The organism is Isoptericola sp. Y541 (assembly GCF_059445465.1).
Map to the genome: position 1 here is coordinate 1 of NZ_JCAIUJ010000007.1, position 16,197 is coordinate 16,197.

Below are 16,197 nucleotides of genomic sequence, written 5' to 3' on the forward strand. Positions count from 1 at the left end.
CTCCACTTCACAACCGGAGGCCTTCGTCTGTCAGACAGACTCACCGATGCCGGGCGGTACAACCTCCCTGGACATCACACCTAGGCAGGCTCACCGGCGGGTACGAGCGTGGCAGCCAGAACCAGCCAACCCTCATCTGCACGCACCCAGAGGCGCGTGTAGATCAACCGTGCGGAAACTGCGGTGCCGCCCTGGATCGCATCCACGGCGGCGACCAGCCTGGTCACTCCGCTCAAGGCGTCCTCCTGGACGTCTAGCGATTCCTCCTCCAGGCGGGTGATCTGCAGCAAACCCGAGCGGTAGCTCTCCAGGTCGTCTTCCTTGGAGAAGACACCGTCTGGGCCGGCGCCGACGCAACGAGGATGCAGCAATGCCTCCAGTGCGTTGACGTCGCCGGCACGCTGGGCGGCTTGGAGCGCGTGCTCTGCAGCGAGAAGACTCATCGCCCGAGTTTACGTACCGGGACCTGTACCTGCCGGCGCTGCCCGCGCTGACGGCGGAGCGCGGGGCGGCGACGTCGGTCGCGCAGCTCACGGTGACGGCGTGCCTCGTGGGTCTCGCAGTGGGGCAGCTGGTCGCCGGGCCGCGTCGCGCTCCTCACTCTGGCGGCGCGGCCGCGGCCCGCCGTCGACACCCCCAGCCCGGACCCCCGCGTTGCTACCGACACGGAGCTCGCCCACTCTTGAGACGACCGAAGGAACGGAGTACCACCATGCGCGGAGTCATCCTGCACGCCCCCGGCGACGTACGGGTCGAGGAGCGCGAGGACCCGACGATCGTCGAGTCCACCGACGCGATCATCCGGGTCACCGCGACCTGCATCTGCGGGTCCGACCTGTGGCCCTACCGCGGGGTCGAGCCCGTCCACGACGCCGTGATGGGACATGAGTACGTGGGTGTGGTCGAGGAGATCGGCGCCGACGTGCAGACCGTCAAGGCGGGCGACTTCGTCGTCGGCTCGTTCTGGGCCTCGGACAACACGTGCGAGATCTGCCGGGCCGGATACCAGGCCTACTGCGTGCATCGGGTGCCCATGGGCTCCCTCGGCACCCAGTCCGAGCGGGCCCGCATCCCCCTGGCGGACGGCACGCTGGTCGCCACGCCTGGGATGCCGGACGACGACCTGGTGCCCTCGCTGCTCGCCGCCTCCGACGTGCTCGGCACCGGCTGGTTCGCCGCCGTGGCCGCCGAGGCGGGACCCGGCAAAACCGTCGCCGTGGTGGGCGACGGCGCGGTCGGGCTGCTCGGCATCCTCGCTGCGAAGCAGCTCGGGGCCGAGCGCATCATCGCGATGTCGCGGCATGCCGACCGGCAGGCCCTGGCCCGCCGGTTCGGCGCCACCGACATCGTCGAGGAGCGCGGCGACGCGGGCGTGGCACGGATCAAGGAGCTGACGGACGGGCTCGGCGCCCACTCGGTGATCGAGGCCGTCGGCACGCAGGAGTCGATGATGCAGGCCGTCCACTCCACCCGGCCCGGTGGCCACATGGGCTTCGTCGGTGTCTCCCACGACGTCGCGCTGCCCGGCGACGACATGTTCATGGCGGGTATCCACCTGCACGGCGGCCCTGCCCCCGTGCGCCGCTTCCTGCCCCAGCTGGTCCAGCTCATCTGGGACCGGAAGATCGACCCGGGCCAGGTCTTCGACCTGACCCTGCCGCTGGACCAGGCCGCCGAGGGCTACGCGGCCATGGACGAGCGCAGGGCCACCAAGGTCCTGCTCACCGTGTGACGCGCACGAGACCCACGACCGCAGCTCTCGCGGGCGGCGTCGCCCTGCTCGGCCTCCTCGCCGGGGACGAGCGCTCAGTCGCCCTGGTGGAGGTGCCGTCGCAGCTGGGCGATGCGGACGGTGCCGATGACGAGGGCGATGATGCCGACGCCGACCCCCGCGATGAGGAGGGCGCCGGCGAGCGGGACGGTGCCCCGCATCCCCAGGAACGAGACCAGCACCAGCTGGGTGTTCTGGAGCATGAAGACGATCAGCGCGACCAGCACGACCGCCGCGATGCAGGTGCCGACCCAGACGGCGCCGGCACGGCTGCGCGGGGCACGTTCGGTGCGGCGGGTGCTCGCGCGGGTGTCGCGAGGCCGTGCGCTCGTCCCGGACGGCGGCTTGCGGGGGTTCCCGTTGGTCGCGGACGCGACCGGGGGTGTGGTGGCCATGACGGCCTCCCAACGGTTCCGGGCCCGCGCACCTCGGGTGGGGGGCACGTTCGCCGCGGATCCTTCGATCGTACGCTCGGTCAGCGGCCGAGCTGGGCTGCGAGCGGGCAGGCGAACGGGTCGCGCGCCCGGTGCTCGACGTCGTTCAGGTAGCCGACGACGATCCGGTAGGACGTGAAGAAGCCGACCTCGGTGTAGTCGACGCCGAGGGTGGAGCAGTACTCGCGCACGAGGGGCTGCACGCGCCGGAGGCTCGGTCGCGGCATGCTCGGAAAGAGGTGGTGCTCGATCTGACGGTTGAGCCCGCCCATGAAGAAGTCGACGACGAGGTTGCCGCGGATGTTGCGCGACATGAGCACCTGCCGGCGCAGGAAGTCGACGTCGGCGTCGGCCGGGACGATGGGCATCCCCTTGTGGTTCGGGGCGAAAGCGCCGCCGAGGAGCACGCCGAACAGGCCGAGCTGCACGGCGAGGAAGGTGCCCGCGATGGGGGGCGGCAGCAGCACGACGAGCACGGCGACGTAGAGGACGAGGCGGACCAGGAGCAGCGGGGCCTCCACCCCGCGGTGCGGCACGGCGCCCCGGCCGAGCACGGTGCGCACGCTCGCCACGTGGAGGTTCAGACCCTCGAGCGTCAGCAGCGGGAAGAAGAACCAGCCCTGCCGGCGGGCGAACCAGCGGCGCCATCCCTGGCGGCTCGCCAGGACCGCTGGCGTGAAGGCGATCACCCCGGGCGAGATGTCCGGGTCGCGCTCCTCCTGGTTCGGCGCCGTGTGGTGGGCGTCGTGCTTCCTGGTCCACCACGCGTGGCTCAGGCCGACGAACACGTTCGCCAGGATGCGGCCGGTCCAGTCGTTCCACGCCCGCGACCGGAAGATCTGGCGGTGCGAGCTGTCGTGCCCGAGAAACGCCAGCTGCGCCAGGACGACGGCCAGCGCCGCGGCGAGCAGGAGCTGCCACCAGGTGTCGCCGAGCAGCACGATTCCGACCCAGACCAGGGCGAACGCGGCGACCGTGGCGAGGAGCCGCGTCCAGTAGTACACGTAGCGTCGCCGGTGCAGACCCGACTCGCGCACGACCTTCGCCAGCACCGAGTAGTCGCGCGTCACCCGGCGGGCGGGGTTGCGGCGGGTCGTCTCGGCCGCCGGCCGGTCACTCGGGCTGGTCATCGTCTGCCTCGGCCCCGCCGTCGTCGTCCCACCGCGCCAACGACCGCGCTCTCGACGCGTCCTCGTCGGTAGCGGAGGGCCGTCCCTCCGTCCGCGAGCGTTCTTGATCGGCCTCGTACGGGCCGATTCGTCGATCCCCCACGATTCGACGCTACACCCGGGGACCGGGCGCGTCCCGGGAAGGTCAGGCCTTGTTCTGCGCCAGCGCGAGGCTGCCGGCCAGCCCGATCATCATGCCGCCGCCGGTGGCGCGGATCGCCGACAGACGCCGCGGCGACCGCGCGAACCACTTCCTTGCCGACCCGGCCAGCAGCGCCCAGGCGCCGTCGCACACCAGCGCGATCACCGTGAACACCAGGCCGAGGACCAGCATCTGCACCGGCACGCCGCCGCCGTGGAAGTCGACGAACTGGGGGAGCGCGGCCACGAAGAACACGATCGTCTTGGGGTTGGTCGCCCCGACGACGAAACCCTGCCGCAGCAGCGTCGCTGATGAGGCGTGCCACGCCCTGGCGTCCGTCGCCGCATCGATCCCGTCGCGACGGTGGCGGATCGCCTGGACGCCGAGGTAGGCGAGGTAGCCGGCGCCGAGCAGCTTCACGACGGTGAACAGGACTATCGACTGGGCGACGACCGAGCCGACGCCCAGGGCGACCGCAGCGATCGGGACGAGCGCCCCCAGCTCATTGCCGAGCACGCTCAGCAGCCCGCCCCGGCGGCCCAGCGACAGCGACCGGCCGACCACGAACAGCACGCTCGGGCCCGGGATCGCGATCAGGATCACCGAGGCGAGGGCGAAGGCGAGGGGGGAGTCCGTCGGCGGCACACCGGCAATCTAGCCCCGCCGCGTGTCGGGGAACGACCCGTGCCCGAAGAGGATGCGCCGGGCAGCGGCGCGGCCGGGCGGGGTGTGCAGCAGCGCGAACCCGGCGGTCGCCGCGGCCCGGGTGCGCACGAGCGAGAGCCCGTGCCGCATGGTGAGCCGCCCGCGCAACCGGGCGCGCAGGGCGGCGCCGTCGTACCGGGCGAGCGCGCGGGCGTCGCCGGTGCGCAGGGCCTCGTCGAGGACGTCGACGGCGTGCGCGGACAACCGCAGGCACGGGTCCAGGCCGCCGGCGGTGAGCGGGGAGACGGCGCCGGCGGCGTCGCCGACCAGCAGCCCGTCGGGGCCGGCGATGCGCCGCAGCAGCCCGCCGACGGGGATGGGGCCGGCGCGCCGCTCGACTGACTCGGGCCGGACGATGCCCTCGAGACCGGGCGCCGTCGCGACGAACCGCCGCAGCGCGTCCCGCATGCCGTGCGGGAACCGGTCGGCGTACCCGGCGACGCCCACGTGGACGTGCCGGCCGTCGTCGAGCACCCAAGCGAGATAGCCGGGCGCGAGGCGCGGGTCGAGCACGCAGTGGAATGTCGGCACCGTCGCGGAGTCTCGCGGCGGCAGCTCGAAGACCTCCTCGGCGCCGACCAGCAGCTCGCGGTTGCGGTCGAGGCCGAGCTCCCGCGCGACGCCCGACCGGGCGCCGTCGGCCCCGACGACGTACCGCGCCCGCACCGCGACCGGGCCGCCGGGCCCGTGCAGCAGGTGGGCGCCGTCGCGCCGGCCGAGGTAGCGGGTGCCCAGCTCGAGCCGCACGCCCGCGGCGACCGCCTGCGCGGAGAGCGTCACGTACAGCGGGGCCATGTCGCCCACGCGGAACTCGTCGTGCGGGCTGTCGAGGGTCACCGGCCGGCGCAGCGACGGCGGGTAGAGCATCATGCGCCGGATCGGCGGGCCGAGGTGCTCCGGCGGCAGGTCGAAGTCCTCCAGCGTGCGACGCACGAAGATCCCCGTGGTGCGCACGGTGGCGTCGAGGCGGGTGCGGCGCTCGGCAAGGACGACGTCGTGCCCCCGTCGGGCGAGCTCGTTGGCCGTCCACAGCCCGGCCAGCCCGGCCCCGACGACGAGGACGTCAGGCATCGGGGTCGGCACTGTCGTCCACCCACTCGAGCAGGTCGCCCGGCTGGCAGCCGAGCACCCGGCACATGGCGTCGAGCGTGGCGAAGCGGACCGCCTTGGCCCGGCCGTTCTTGAGCACCGCGACGTTGGCCGGCGTGAGGCCGACCCGCTCCGCGAACTCGCCCACGCTCATCTTGCGGCGGGCGAGCTCCACGTCGAGACGCACGACGATGGGCATCAGATCACCCCGTCGAGGTCGGTGCGCAGGGAGGTGGCCTGCCACAGCAGTGCGCGCAGCACTACCATGAGCAACCCGACCGCGGACCCCACGACGAGCACCACGAGCAGCAGCCCGGCGAGGGTGTCGAGCCCGTCGGAGACGACGAGCAGCACGAACATGACGAGCCCCAGCACCCAGGCGGCGGCGACGGCGGTGACGATGCCGTTCACCCAGGCGAGCGCGTGTTCGGAGAAGATCCGGTCGTCGCGCACCATCGTCAGCAGCCGCCAGGTGCACAGGATCACCACCTCGACGCACGCGAGCACCACCATGGTGAGCACGAGGAGCGGCCAGCGCAGCGGTGCGAGCACGGCCGACTCCTGGGCCATGCGGGCGAAGCCCGGCGGCAGCACCGCCACCTGGGTGACGACGAGGGCGGCGAACGCGGCGACGAGCAGCACCCGGAGCGGTCCGACGAGGCGCTGGGTTCGTGACATCTGGCGTGGCATGCGGACGAGCCTGGCGTCATCGCCTATCGAAAGTCAATAGATATCGATCGCTTCACAGGTCCTGTGCAGGATCTCCGCCGACGGGGAGCTAGCCGTCGAGCAGGCCGCCGTCGAGCAGCCAGTGATAGCGCAGCCGCAGCGCGCGCTCGGTGCTGGCCACGAGCGTGGCCACCAGGAGCGCGACGTTGAGCCACGACGGGAGCTGGACGGGGGAGGTGAAGGTGCCGACGTTCTCCGCGACGGGTGGGATCTGCGAGATCTGCTCCACGATCTGCGGCACGCCGAGCACCAGGGCGAGCAGGAGGACGACGGCCGAGGTGAGCCCCATGGCGCGGCTCAGGTCCGGGTGCTCGCGTTCCAGGCGCTGACGGCGACCCTCGGCCGACGCGGGGTCGGGCACGAGCTGCCGCTCGAGCCCGTCGTGGGTCACGTAGTGGCAGCGCCGTAGCCCGTAGCCGCTGGTCACCACCTGCACGGTGCCGCCGGTCACGGGGAACTCGGCCGGGAGCCTGGAGGTGGCCTGGTGCAGGCCGTCGCGGTAGAGCCGCGCCCGGACCTCGCCGTCGTCCGAGTCGCCCCAGAGCCGGACGTCCACCGACCACGTTCCCGGCCGTCCGTCCTCGCCGGTGACGTGGAGATGGAGCAGCGCGCGAGAGAACGGCTGCCACCACCGGAAGCGCTTCAGGGCGTGCCCGTCCCCGGGCTTGACGCGTCGAGCGGCACGCCGCCGCCTGCGGTCCGAGAACATCCCGGAACGGTAACAAGCCTGCGCCGGGTGCACGATGGCTCGCGGACCCCGGCCTCGACGTCCCACGGAGGACTGAGCGATGAGTACGCCCGAGACATCTGCCCGCTCGCGCCTGTTGCCGATGCGGGCGCGCGACCCGCACGAGCCGGGCCGGACGGCGAGCACGTTCGAGTTGTTCTTCGACCTCGTCTTCGTGGTCGCCGTGAGCACGGCCGCCGTCCAGCTGCACCACGCGCTCACCGAGGGGCACGTCGGTGCCGGGCTGGCCGCCTACGGGATGGTGTTCTTCGCGATCTGGTGGGCCTGGATGAACTTCACCTGGTTCGCCACGTCGTTCGACACCGACGACTGGCTCTACCGCGTGCTCACCGTGGTGCAGATGGCCGGCGTGCTCGTGCTCGCGGCGGGGATCGAGCCGGTGTTCGTCGACCGCGACTTCACCGTGGTCGTCCTCGGGTATGTCGTGATGCGCGTGGCGATGATCGCTCAGTGGCTGCGCGCCTCCGGCGCCGACGGGCCGACGCGCGGCGCGACGCGCGCCTACGCCGCGGGCATCGCCGTCGTGCAGGTCTGCTGGCTCGCCCTCCTGGTGCTGCCCGAGGGCGTGCAGGCGGCGGCGTGGATCGTCCTCGCGGCGGCCGAGCTCGCCGTCCCCGTGGTCGCGGAGCACCGCGGCCGGACGCCGTGGCACCCGCACCACATCACCGAGCGGTACGGCCTGTTCACCCTGATCCTGCTCGGCGAGAGCCTGCTCGCGTCCTCCAACGCGATCATCGAGGCGCTGCACGACGACCAGGACCTCGGCTCCCTGATCTCCATCGCCGTGCTGACCGTCGTCGTCACCGCCGCACTGTGGTGGATCTATTTCTGGCCGCCGCACCATCGCGCCCTCGGCGCCGGTGGCCGGCTGAGCCGTTCGCTGCGCTACGGCTACGTGCACTACTTCGTGTTCGCCGCGGCGGGCGCGTTCTCCGCCGGCATCGAGGTGGAGATCGACGCCCTCACGGGGCACTCCGAGCTGAGCGACGTGGGCGCGTCGTTCACGGTCACCGTCCCCATCGCCGTCTTCGTGCTCGGCATCTGGTGGATCGCGATCCGGGACAACGCCGACCGCGTCGTCAACACGGTGGTGCCGCTGGGCGCGCTGCTCGTGCTCTTCGACCCGGTGGTGCCGATCCCCGTCACGCTCACCGCGGTGATCATGGTGGCGATCGTCGTGGTGCTGGTGCTGCACCCGCCGCTCAGCGCGTCGCGACCTCCGCGAGGAGCGCGGCGGCGGGGGCGGGGCGCACCAGCCAGCCGAGGTGGCTCGAGCTGAGCGTGCGCACGTCGTACGGGTTGTCCGGCGTGAGGGCGTCCGCCTCGCGGATCAGCCGGTCCTGCATCGCGACCGGCATGCTCACGTCCTCGCTGAGCCGCACGTAGGTGCGGGGGACCGTGCCCCAGGTCGCGGCCTGCGCCACGTCGTCGGAGGTGCCCGTGTCGAGGTTCTCGTCCGGCTGGAACGTGGTGAGGAAGGTGCGGAACTCGTCGTCGGTGCCGTCGGCGAGGAACGAGTGCTTGAGCCCGGCGAGCACGTCCGGGTCGGCGGTGCGGAAGTTGCACCGCAGCAGCCCGACGTCGGCCGGGTTCGCGGCGGCGGCCCCGACGATCGCGGCCGGGTCGAAGGTCGCCATCTCGGGCTCGGCGTTGTAGGCCATGGCGTCGAGCTCCACCGGTGCCCAGGCGGAGACGTAGACCATCCGGTCGACGAGGTCGGGGCGGGCGTTGGCGACCGCGGTCAAGGTGAGGCCGCCGCGGCTGTGGGCGACGGCGACCACGGGCCCGTGCTCCTTCGCCCGTTCGAGCACCTCGACCACGCGGGCAACGTTGTCGGCGAGCGTCACGCCCTTGATCGCGCCCGGCGTCGTCGCGAGGCCGCCGAGGTCCTGCGGCGCCTGGTACGCGGCGGGGAACGTGGCCTCGAAGCCGTGCCCGGGCAGGTCGACGGCGAGCGAGCGGACGCCGCGCAGGGCGAGCTCGGCCTGCAGCGGCGCGAACGAGAACGAGTTGGCGAAGGCCCCGTGGACGAGGACGAGAGTCGGATGCACGAAAGGGATGATAGCGACGCTCCGGGCGGCCACCAGTGGGTCCGGCACGCCGACGAGCGCTGTGTACGATCGTACGCATGACCGCGGACCACTTCGCCGGCGACCCCCACACGAACCACGAACGCATGCTCGCGGGCGACCTGTATGTCGCGGCGAAGCCCATCACGCTGGGCGACAACGAGCCGGCGCGTGCCTGAGCGTCGCGCGCGCCGCACCGATCCCGGGCGTCGCGACCGGATCATCGACGCGTGCCTGGACGTCATCGCGGAGCACGGCGTCGCGGGCACGTCGCACCGCCGGGTCGCCGCGGCGGCGGACGTCCCGCTCGGGTCGATGACCTACCACTTCGACGGGATGGAGGAGCTGCTGCGCGAGGCGTTCGGACGGTTCGCCCAGCAGCTCGCCACGACGTTCGAGCAGCGCATGGCCGACGCGGCGGACCGCGAGGCGGCGGTCGACGCCGTCGTCCGGCTCATCACCCGCGACGTCTTCGTCACCCAGCGCGACCTCGTCCTCACCCACGAGCTCTACACCCTGGCGGCGCGCGAGCCCGGCTACCGCACGCTGACCTACTCCTGGATGCGCAGCAGCCGCGCGGCGCTCGAGCGCCACTTCGACCCCGCGACGACGCGCATCCTGGACGCGCTCATCGAGGGCATGACGATCCACCGTGCGCTGGACACCGAGCCCGCCGACGACTCCGACGTCGTCGACGCCGTCCGGCGCGTCGCGCACGCACCCGAGACCACCCCGAGGGACATCCCATGAGCACCGGCACGACGACCCGCCGGCCCGACCAGGTGGCCCGCCGCGCACGCGTCGCGGTGGCCCTGCTGTTTCTCACGAACGGCGCCCTGTTCGCCAACCTGCTGCCCCGGTACCCGCAGATCAAGGCGGACCTGGACCTGAGCAACACCGCGTACGGGCTGGCGGTCATCGCCTTCCCCGCGGGCGCGATCGCGTCGGGCCTCTTCGCGGGGATGCTCGTGCGCCGCGTCGGCTCCGCCCGGGTGGCGGTGCTCGGCACGGTCGCCACGAGCGTCGGCGTGCTGTGCGCCGGCGTCGCGCCGGCGCTCGCGGCCTTCGTCGTCGCGCTCTTTGCGGCCGGGGCGATGGACGCCCTGACCGACGTCGGCCAGAACGCGCACGGCCTGCGGGTCCAGCGGCGCTACGGCCGCTCGATCTTCAACTCCTTCCATGCCCTGTGGTCCGTCGGGTGCGTGATCGGCGGCGCGATGGCGGCCGGGGCGATCGCGCTCGACCTGCCCCGCGGCGTGCACCTCGCGATCACCGGGGTGCTCTTCAGCGCGGTCGCCCTCGTCACGCTGCGCTTCTGCCTGCCGGGCGTGGACGGCCGGGTGTCGGACCGTGCGCCCGACGCACACGAGCCGACGCCCGGCCGTCTGGCCGGCCGTCTGGCCGGTCGTCTGCCCGGTCGCACGATGCTCGTGCTGGCGGCGTTCGTGCTCCTGGCGATCGGCGGCACCGTGGTGGAGGAGGCCGGCAACTCGTGGGCCGCCGTCTACCTCTCGGGCTCGCTCGGCGCGGCCGGGGCGGTCGCGGCCACCGCGTTCGTCGCGTTCATGGCCGCACAGTTCGTGGGGCGCGCGACGGGCGACCGCCTCGTCGACCGCTTCGGCCAGCGCGCCGTGGTGCGCGCCGGGGGCGTCCTCGTGGCGGTCGGGATGGGCCTGGCGCTCGCGTTCCCGTCCGTGCCGGGCACGGTGGCAGGCTTCGCGACGGCGGGCTTCGGCGTCGCCACGGTCGTCCCTGCGGCGATGCACGCGGCCGACGAGCTGCCGGGCCTGCGAGCCGGCACCGGGCTGACCGTCGTCACCTGGTTGATGCGCCTGGGGTTCTTGCTCACCCCGCCGATCGTGGGCGTCGTCGCCGACGCCACCAGCGTGCGCACCGGCCTGCTCATCGTCCCCCTGGCGGCCGTCGTCGTCGTGACCGCAGCGTCCGCCCTGGGCGGCCGCCGCACGGAGGTGCCGCACCGTGGCTGACCCGTTCCGCCGTCATCGGCTGTCGCTGTTCGCCTTCACGCTGCTGGTCGGGCTGGGGATGTCGTCGTGGATCACCCGCACCCCGGCCGTGCGGGACGCGCTCGACGCGTCCACCGCCGGGATGGGGATGATCCTGTTCGGGCTGTCCGTGGGCTCGATGACGGGCGTGCTGTCGGCGGGGCCGATCGTCCGCCGCCGCGGCGCCCGGCCCGTGATCGCGGCCGGCGCCCTGCTGGCCGTCTGCGGCGTCGGGGTCATCGGCCTGGCTGCCGCAGCGGGCCTCGCCGCCGGTGCGTTCCTCGGCCTCCTGCTCGTGGGGCTGGGCGGCGGGCTGGGCGAGATCGGCCTCAACATCGAGGGCGCGGCCGTCGAGGCGGCGAGCGGGCGGTCCGTGCTGCCCGCGCTGCACGGCAGCTTCAGCCTCGGCACGGTGATCGGGGCGCTTGTCGGCATCGCCCTCACCGCCGTGGACTTCCCGGTGGTGTGGCACCTGCTCGGGATGGCCGTGGTGATGGCGGCGCTCGCGTCCTGGGCGCTGCCCGGCATCCCGGCCGGCACGGGCAAGGTGTCCCGGGTCGTCGGGGCCACCGCGGGGGATGCGCCGCCGGGGCGCCGACCCAGCGTGTGGCGCGACTCCCGGCTCGTGCTCATCGGCGTCGTCGTGCTCGCGATGGCGTTCGCCGAGGGCTCCGCCAACGACTGGCTGCCGCTGCTGATGGTGGACGGCCACGGCGTCTCGGAGACCCAGGGCTCCCTCGTCTTCGCGGGCTTCGCCGCGGCGATGACGGTGGGCCGGTTCTGCGGCGGCCCGGTGGTGGAGCGCTTCGGCCGGGCCGCGGTGCTGTCGGTCAGCGCGGTGTGCGCGATCGTGGGCGTGCTCGTCGTCGTCTTCGCGCCCAGCCCGGTCATGGCGGGCATCGCCGTGGCGCTGTGGGGCCTGGGTGCGTCGCTCGGGTTCCCCGTCGCGATCTCGGCGGCCGGCGACGACCCCGAGCGCGGCGCGGAACGGGTGAGCGCCGTCGCGACGAGCGGGTACCTCGCGTTCCTCGTCGGGCCGCCACTGCTCGGCTTCCTCGGCGAGCACCTGGGGCTGCGGCAAGCGATGCTCGCCGTCGTCGCGCTGCTTGTCGTGGCGGCCTTCGCCGCCCGCGCGGCGAACCCGCGCCCGAGCGACCCGGCGACCGTCGAGGACCTCGAGGCCGCCGGGCGCTAGCGGTCAGGCCTGCCCGGCGGCCGCGAGCTCGGCGTCGCTGTGCAGGATGCAGAACTCGTTGCCCTCGGGGTCGGCGAGCACCACCCACCCGCCGCCGTCGGACCGCCGGCGGTCCGCGACCTGCGTCGCGCCGAGGGCGAGCAGGCGCTCGACCTCCTCGGCCTGGGTGCGGTCCGTGGGCCGCAGGTCGAGGTGCGCGCGGTTCTTGACCGTCTTGGGCTCGGGCACCTCGATGAACAGCAGGCGCCCGTGGCTCTCCGCGGGGGCGTCGTGGCCGGCGGGCGGCACGATCATGCACTCCTCGTCCCCCGGCTCGTCGGGCTCGCCCGGCACGCCCGTGTAGCCGAGCACGGCGGCCCAGAAGACGGACTGCGCGTAGGCGTCGCGGGCGTCGAACGTCGTGTGCGAGATGCGTGAGGTCATCCAGGTATCAGAGCACGACGTCGCGCCGCGAGCCAAGCGAATATCCGGTGCCTCAGCCGAACCTGCTATCGGCCGAGCCTGCGGTTCCGCTTCGGGCGGGCGCCTCGTCCCTCGGCACCCACCCACCCTGCGCTGCACCTCCGTCTCAGCCGACCAGCGCCGCCTCGTCCTCCGGGGCGGCCCGCAGGTGCCGACCGCCGTCGTCGTGGGCCTTCCGCTGCCGGGGGATGAGCAGCACGATCAGGGCGCCGCCGGCCGCGGCGAGCGCGCCGACGACGAAGCAGAGCGTGAACGCGCCCTGGGCCGGGATGGCGGGTGTGCCGGGTGCCAGGACGATGGTCTGGCTGGTGAGGATCATCGCCATGACGGCGCCCGCGACGGTGGTGCCCATCGAGCGCATGAGGCTGTTGAGCCCGACGCTCGCCGCGGACTCGGAGGCCGGGACGTTGTTGAGGATCAGCGTCGGCATGGCCGCGTAGCCGATCCCGACGCCCGCGGACGCGACGCACGAGGCGAGCAGCAGCTGCCACGGCGCGTTCATCATGAACACCGCGACGACGTAGCCGAGCGCCAGCACCCCGGCGCCGATCGAGAGGGTGGAGCGCCCGCCGAGCCGGGTCAGCATCCGGGAGGACAACGGCGTGAAGAGCATCATCACGATACCGCCGGGGGCCATCCACAGGCCGGCCTGCAGGATCGTCTGGCCGAGCCCGTAGCCGGTGGCCTCGGGCATCTGGAGCAGCTGCGGCACGACGATGGACTGTGCCATCATGCCGAAGCCGATGAGCACGGCGGCGATGTTCGTGAACAGCACGGGCTTCTTCGCGCTGGTGCGCAGGTCGACGAGCGGGTCGCGGTGGCGCAGCTCGTACCAGCCCCACAGGAGCAGGACGGCGATCCCTCCGCCGATCATCCCGAGCGTGCTGGCCTCGGCCCAGCCCCAGTCGTTGCCCTTGGAGACGCCGACGAGCACGGCGACCAGGCCGACGGCGAGCCCGAGGGCGCCGACCACGTCGAGGCGGCCCGGGTGGCCGTCGCGCACGTGCGGCACGACGGTGACGGTGAGGGCCGCCATGATCACGGCGAGCGCGGCGGACACCCAGAAGAGGGTGTGCCAGTCGAAGTCCTGGGCGATCCATGCCGCGAGCGGCAGGCCGAGCGCGCCGCCGACGCCGAGCGTGGCGCTGATGCCCGCCACGGCGGTGTTGCGCAGGTGCGGGGGCGCGATCTCGCGGACCATGCTGATCGCGACGGGGATGTACCCCATCGCGATGCCCTGCAGCACACGGCCCACGAGGACGGGGCCGACGGAGTCGGACACCGCGCACACGAGCGAGCCGATCACCAGGATGCCGCCGGAGATGGCCATCACCGGCTTCTTGCCGTACATGTCGGCGAGCCGGCCGGTGACGGGCATCGCGACGGCGCCGCCGAGGAGCGTCGCGGTGACCACCCAGGAGGCGTTGCTGGCGGAGGTGCCGAGCAGCTCCGGCAGCTCGCTCTGGATGGGGATGACGAGCGACTGCATCAGGGCTGCGCACAGGCTGCTGAAGCCGAGGACGAGGATGACGGCGACCGCGCGGCGGTTCGTCATCAGCCCCGACGCGGAGGGGCTGGGGGAGGCGTTCATCAGACCTTCGATCTTTGTGTAAATTACATATCCAGCTGTGTATGCTACCTACATATCACCGATCCGCCAACCCGCTCGGCCGCGACCGACCGCCAGGAGGCCCCGATGACGCCCGCCACCTCGTCGTCCACCAGCACCCGCGACCGCCTGAGCGAGCTCCCGCTCACCCCCGACCGGGCCGTCGCGTCGCTGCTCTACCGGCTCGACCTGCACCGGCGCGTCGCCGAGCACCGCAGCCCCCTCGGCACGGCCGACGGGCGGCTCCTGTGGCTGCTGTCGGACCGGCGCCCGCGCACGCTGCGCGAGATCTCCGACACCCTCGGGCTGGAGCAGTCGACCGTCAACCGGCAGGTCAATGCGGCGATCGACGCGGGGCTGCTGCACCGGTTCACGGAGCCCGGCCGCCCCGCGCGGCTCATCGAGCCGACCGAGCAGGGGCTCGACGCGTTCGAGCAAGCCACGTCGGTCGCGCTCGACGCCTTCGGCGGCGGCCTCGACGCGCTGGGCGAGCGGGGGACGGTGCGGTTCCTCGAGTTGCTGGAGGAGTTCGTCGGCGCCTACGGCGAGGCGGTGCGCGGCGGGCATCCCGACTGACTGACGCCCGCCTATCCTCGTGTGCGGCCCTGTCCCGACCCAGGAGGCACCGCATGGCGCACGGCACGACCAGGCACTGCTCGACCAGGCACGACGCACCCGCAGCGCGGCGGGTGCGCGCATGAGCGCCGACGACGGCGCGGTCGTCTCGGCGGCCCTCGCGACGGCCTTCTGGGGCGTGTGGCTCGGCAGGTCGCTGCGGCAGGACCGGCGGCGGTTGCGCAACGGGTTCCTGCTCATCGCGGTCGTGTACACCGCGGCGGGGCTCGCCACCTCGCTCGTATCCCTGGTCCCCGGAGGCGCGAACGCCCTCGGCTGGGTCGTCTTCGCGGTCACGGGGGTGCTGGCCCTGGCGCTGCTCGCGCTGCCGGCGTTCCTGGTGCTCAACGGCGTCACCATGGTGCGTCGTGAGCGCCGCAGTCTCGGCAACCTGCTGTCCCTCGTGGCCGGGCTGGTGTTGCTCGTCGCCCCGGTGGCCGTGGTGGCGCTCTTCCTGTTGCGGGAGTCGTGGTCGTGGGGCCTGGCGACGGCGGTGCTGCTGGCGACGGCGTGGCTGGGGTTCACGTTCCTGGGCTTCGCCGCCCAGACCGTGCTCTATCGGCGATTCGCCGCCCGGGTGGAGGCGAACGGCGTGATCGTGCTGGGCTCGAGGGTGGTGGGTGGGCGCGTGCCGCCGCTGCTCGCAGCGCGGTTGGCGACGGCGGTGGGGGCCGCGGAGCGGCTCGGGGCCGTGCCGATCGTGCCGTCCGGCGGCCAGGGCGCGGACGAGGAGCGGCCCGAGGGCGTGGCGATGGCCGCGTGGCTGGCCGACCGGGGCGTGCCCGCGCAGCAGGTGCTGGTGGAGGACCGGGCCCGCACCACGCGGGAGAACCTCACGTACGGCGTGGCGCTGCTGCGTGGTCACGGCGTGGGCGGCCCCTACCTCGTGGCGACGAACAACTACCACGTGCCCCGCGCGGCGCTGGAGGCGATGGACCTCGGCCTCGACGTGCACGCGGTCGGCGCCCCGACGGCGGGCTACTTCTTCCCCAGCGCGTATCTGCGCGAGTTCATCGCCGTGCTGCGCCGCCGTCCGGCCGTCCACGTCGTCGCGGCCGCGCTGATCGTCGTCGCCGGGGCCGGCGCGACCCTGGTCGGAACGACGATCCTGGCCGGCGCCTAGGTTCCTGCCCGATTTCGGGCAGATTCTGGCTGCTCACATCTCGCGGGTGCATGATGTCCGGGTGATCGACGCCGAGCTCGTCGCCCGCATCGCGACCTCCACGGGCCTGTCCACCTCCGAGGCAGCGCGCGTGGTCGAGGACGTCCTCGCCTGGTACCGCGAGCCGGTCGAGGAGTACGTGCGGCGCCGGCACGCGTCGTTGCGCACCTACGGGTACCGCAACGAGGAGATCTACGCGCAGATCGCCGCCGAGCTGCGCGACCGCCTCGTCGCGGCTCCGGAGCTCACCGAGCGCCAGGTCCGTCGCGCCATCTACGGCTAGGAGCACCAG

At 73.1% G+C, this 16,197-nt stretch carries 19 protein-coding genes; 8 read left to right on the forward strand and 11 right to left on the reverse strand.

Going from position 1 to position 16,197, the window contains the following annotated elements; genetic code table 11:
- Positions 1 to 80: 80 nt before the first annotated feature.
- Complete coding sequence (locus AC1C2V_RS15025; protein ID WP_495390444.1) at positions 81 to 443, reverse strand: nuclear transport factor 2 family protein; 363 nt, start codon at positions 441 to 443, stop codon at positions 81 to 83.
- Positions 444 to 712: 269 nt separating this feature from the next.
- Here AC1C2V_RS15025 and AC1C2V_RS15030 point away from each other — a divergent pair, with 269 nt between their 5' ends.
- The gene (locus AC1C2V_RS15030) at positions 713 to 1,732 is read left to right on the forward strand and encodes a zinc-dependent alcohol dehydrogenase family protein (RefSeq protein ID WP_495390445.1); all 1,020 of its coding nucleotides are present in this window, start codon (positions 713 to 715) and stop codon (positions 1,730 to 1,732) included.
- Positions 1,733 to 1,806: 74 nt separating this feature from the next.
- Here the strand turns inward: AC1C2V_RS15030 and AC1C2V_RS15035 are convergent, their stop codons facing one another.
- The 7 genes from AC1C2V_RS15035 to AC1C2V_RS15065 form a co-directional block, all read right to left on the reverse strand.
- Complete coding sequence (locus AC1C2V_RS15035) at positions 1,807 to 2,166, reverse strand: LapA family protein (RefSeq protein ID WP_495390446.1); 360 nt, start codon at positions 2,164 to 2,166, stop codon at positions 1,807 to 1,809.
- Positions 2,167 to 2,246: 80 nt separating this feature from the next.
- Positions 2,247 to 3,335 carry an acyl-CoA desaturase gene (locus tag AC1C2V_RS15040; RefSeq protein ID WP_495390447.1) on the reverse strand — a complete coding sequence of 363 codons (1,089 nt, stop codon included), beginning with the start codon at positions 3,333 to 3,335 and terminating at the stop codon, positions 2,247 to 2,249.
- A gap of 184 nt (positions 3,336 to 3,519) precedes the next feature.
- Positions 3,520 to 4,161, reverse strand: coding sequence for a LysE family translocator (locus AC1C2V_RS15045; RefSeq protein ID WP_495390448.1), 642 nt, complete (start codon positions 4,159 to 4,161; stop codon positions 3,520 to 3,522).
- A 9-nt stretch (positions 4,162 to 4,170) separates the two neighbouring features.
- On the reverse strand, positions 4,171 to 5,292 hold the full coding sequence (locus AC1C2V_RS15050) for an NAD(P)/FAD-dependent oxidoreductase (RefSeq protein WP_495390449.1): 1,122 nt from the start codon (positions 5,290 to 5,292) through the stop codon (positions 4,171 to 4,173).
- Positions 5,285 to 5,509, reverse strand: coding sequence for a helix-turn-helix domain-containing protein (locus tag AC1C2V_RS15055; RefSeq protein ID WP_495390450.1), 225 nt, complete (start codon positions 5,507 to 5,509; stop codon positions 5,285 to 5,287). Before AC1C2V_RS15055 ends, AC1C2V_RS15050 begins: the two co-directional genes overlap by 8 nt.
- A complete protein-coding gene (locus AC1C2V_RS15060) occupies positions 5,509 to 6,000 on the reverse strand; it encodes a DUF2975 domain-containing protein (RefSeq protein ID WP_495390451.1) in 492 nt (163 codons plus the stop codon). The genes AC1C2V_RS15055 and AC1C2V_RS15060 overlap by 1 nt, the downstream gene beginning before the upstream one ends.
- 88 nt (positions 6,001 to 6,088) lie before the next feature.
- Entirely contained in the window at positions 6,089 to 6,748 is a 660-nt protein-coding gene (locus AC1C2V_RS15065) for a hypothetical protein (RefSeq protein ID WP_495390452.1), read from the reverse strand.
- 79 nt (positions 6,749 to 6,827) lie between these two features.
- On the opposite strand from AC1C2V_RS15065, the gene AC1C2V_RS15070 reads away from it, so the two are divergent.
- Positions 6,828 to 8,066 (forward strand): low temperature requirement protein A, encoded by a 1,239-nt coding sequence (locus AC1C2V_RS15070; protein WP_495390453.1) that lies wholly within the window; start codon positions 6,828 to 6,830, stop codon positions 8,064 to 8,066.
- Here the strand turns inward: AC1C2V_RS15070 and AC1C2V_RS15075 are convergent.
- Positions 7,990 to 8,838: an alpha/beta fold hydrolase gene (locus tag AC1C2V_RS15075; protein WP_495390454.1), complete on the reverse strand. Its 849-nt coding sequence runs from the start codon at positions 8,836 to 8,838 to the stop codon at positions 7,990 to 7,992. The genes AC1C2V_RS15070 and AC1C2V_RS15075 overlap by 77 nt on opposite strands.
- A 189-nt stretch (positions 8,839 to 9,027) precedes the next feature.
- On the opposite strand from AC1C2V_RS15075, the gene AC1C2V_RS15080 reads away from it, so the two are divergent.
- The 3 genes from AC1C2V_RS15080 to AC1C2V_RS15090 are packed head-to-tail and all read left to right on the forward strand — an operon-like array spanning position 9,028 to position 12,057.
- A complete protein-coding gene (locus tag AC1C2V_RS15080; RefSeq protein ID WP_495390455.1) occupies positions 9,028 to 9,606 on the forward strand; it encodes a TetR/AcrR family transcriptional regulator in 579 nt (192 codons plus the stop codon).
- Positions 9,603 to 10,844: an MFS transporter gene (locus AC1C2V_RS15085; RefSeq protein ID WP_495390456.1), complete on the forward strand. Its 1,242-nt coding sequence runs from the start codon at positions 9,603 to 9,605 to the stop codon at positions 10,842 to 10,844. The genes AC1C2V_RS15080 and AC1C2V_RS15085 overlap by 4 nt, the downstream gene beginning before the upstream one ends.
- The gene (locus AC1C2V_RS15090; protein WP_495390457.1) at positions 10,837 to 12,057 is read left to right on the forward strand and encodes an MFS transporter; all 1,221 of its coding nucleotides are present in this window, start codon (positions 10,837 to 10,839) and stop codon (positions 12,055 to 12,057) included. Before AC1C2V_RS15085 ends, AC1C2V_RS15090 begins: the two co-directional genes overlap by 8 nt.
- Before the next feature lie 3 nt (positions 12,058 to 12,060).
- Here the strand turns inward: AC1C2V_RS15090 and AC1C2V_RS15095 are convergent, their stop codons facing one another.
- Together AC1C2V_RS15095 and AC1C2V_RS15100 are read right to left on the reverse strand one after the other, a co-directional pair.
- Positions 12,061 to 12,480 carry a VOC family protein gene (locus AC1C2V_RS15095; RefSeq protein ID WP_495390458.1) on the reverse strand — a complete coding sequence of 140 codons (420 nt, stop codon included), beginning with the start codon at positions 12,478 to 12,480 and terminating at the stop codon, positions 12,061 to 12,063.
- A 145-nt stretch (positions 12,481 to 12,625) separates the two neighbouring features.
- Complete coding sequence (locus tag AC1C2V_RS15100) at positions 12,626 to 14,110, reverse strand: MFS transporter (RefSeq protein ID WP_495390459.1); 1,485 nt, start codon at positions 14,108 to 14,110, stop codon at positions 12,626 to 12,628.
- 105 nt (positions 14,111 to 14,215) lie between these two features.
- On the opposite strand from AC1C2V_RS15100, the gene AC1C2V_RS15105 reads away from it, so the two are divergent.
- From AC1C2V_RS15105 to AC1C2V_RS15115, 3 genes are all read left to right on the forward strand, one after another.
- Positions 14,216 to 14,704: a MarR family winged helix-turn-helix transcriptional regulator gene (locus AC1C2V_RS15105; RefSeq protein WP_495390460.1), complete on the forward strand. Its 489-nt coding sequence runs from the start codon at positions 14,216 to 14,218 to the stop codon at positions 14,702 to 14,704.
- Between the two features lie 121 nt (positions 14,705 to 14,825).
- Complete coding sequence (locus AC1C2V_RS15110) at positions 14,826 to 15,866, forward strand: YdcF family protein (RefSeq protein ID WP_495390461.1); 1,041 nt, start codon at positions 14,826 to 14,828, stop codon at positions 15,864 to 15,866.
- Between the two features lie 61 nt (positions 15,867 to 15,927).
- Complete coding sequence (locus AC1C2V_RS15115; protein ID WP_495390462.1) at positions 15,928 to 16,188, forward strand: hypothetical protein; 261 nt, start codon at positions 15,928 to 15,930, stop codon at positions 16,186 to 16,188.
- The last annotated feature ends 9 nt before the right edge of the window (positions 16,189 to 16,197 follow it).

What these genes read in the sequence shown, in the direction of transcription:
- AC1C2V_RS15025 (WP_495390444.1), bottom strand. Translation starts at nt 443, where the DNA reads ATGAGTCTTCTCGCTGCAGAGCACGCGCTCCAAGCCGCCCAGCGTGCC.
- AC1C2V_RS15030 (WP_495390445.1), top strand. Translation starts at nt 713, where the DNA reads ATGCGCGGAGTCATCCTGCACGCCCCCGGCGACGTACGGGTCGAGGAG.
- AC1C2V_RS15035 (WP_495390446.1), bottom strand. Translation starts at nt 2,166, where the DNA reads ATGGCCACCACACCCCCGGTCGCGTCCGCGACCAACGGGAACCCCCGC.
- AC1C2V_RS15040 (WP_495390447.1), bottom strand. Translation starts at nt 3,335, where the DNA reads ATGACCAGCCCGAGTGACCGGCCGGCGGCCGAGACGACCCGCCGCAAC.
- AC1C2V_RS15050 (WP_495390449.1), bottom strand. Translation starts at nt 5,292, where the DNA reads ATGCCTGACGTCCTCGTCGTCGGGGCCGGGCTGGCCGGGCTGTGGACG.
- AC1C2V_RS15055 (WP_495390450.1), bottom strand. Translation starts at nt 5,509, where the DNA reads ATGCCCATCGTCGTGCGTCTCGACGTGGAGCTCGCCCGCCGCAAGATG.
- AC1C2V_RS15060 (WP_495390451.1), bottom strand. Translation starts at nt 6,000, where the DNA reads ATGCCACGCCAGATGTCACGAACCCAGCGCCTCGTCGGACCGCTCCGG.
- AC1C2V_RS15065 (WP_495390452.1), bottom strand. Translation starts at nt 6,748, where the DNA reads ATGTTCTCGGACCGCAGGCGGCGGCGTGCCGCTCGACGCGTCAAGCCC.
- AC1C2V_RS15070 (WP_495390453.1), top strand. Translation starts at nt 6,828, where the DNA reads ATGAGTACGCCCGAGACATCTGCCCGCTCGCGCCTGTTGCCGATGCGG.
- AC1C2V_RS15085 (WP_495390456.1), top strand. Translation starts at nt 9,603, where the DNA reads ATGAGCACCGGCACGACGACCCGCCGGCCCGACCAGGTGGCCCGCCGC.
- AC1C2V_RS15095 (WP_495390458.1), bottom strand. Translation starts at nt 12,480, where the DNA reads ATGACCTCACGCATCTCGCACACGACGTTCGACGCCCGCGACGCCTAC.
- AC1C2V_RS15100 (WP_495390459.1), bottom strand. Translation starts at nt 14,110, where the DNA reads ATGAACGCCTCCCCCAGCCCCTCCGCGTCGGGGCTGATGACGAACCGC.
- AC1C2V_RS15105 (WP_495390460.1), top strand. Translation starts at nt 14,216, where the DNA reads ATGACGCCCGCCACCTCGTCGTCCACCAGCACCCGCGACCGCCTGAGC.
- AC1C2V_RS15110 (WP_495390461.1), top strand. Translation starts at nt 14,826, where the DNA reads ATGAGCGCCGACGACGGCGCGGTCGTCTCGGCGGCCCTCGCGACGGCC.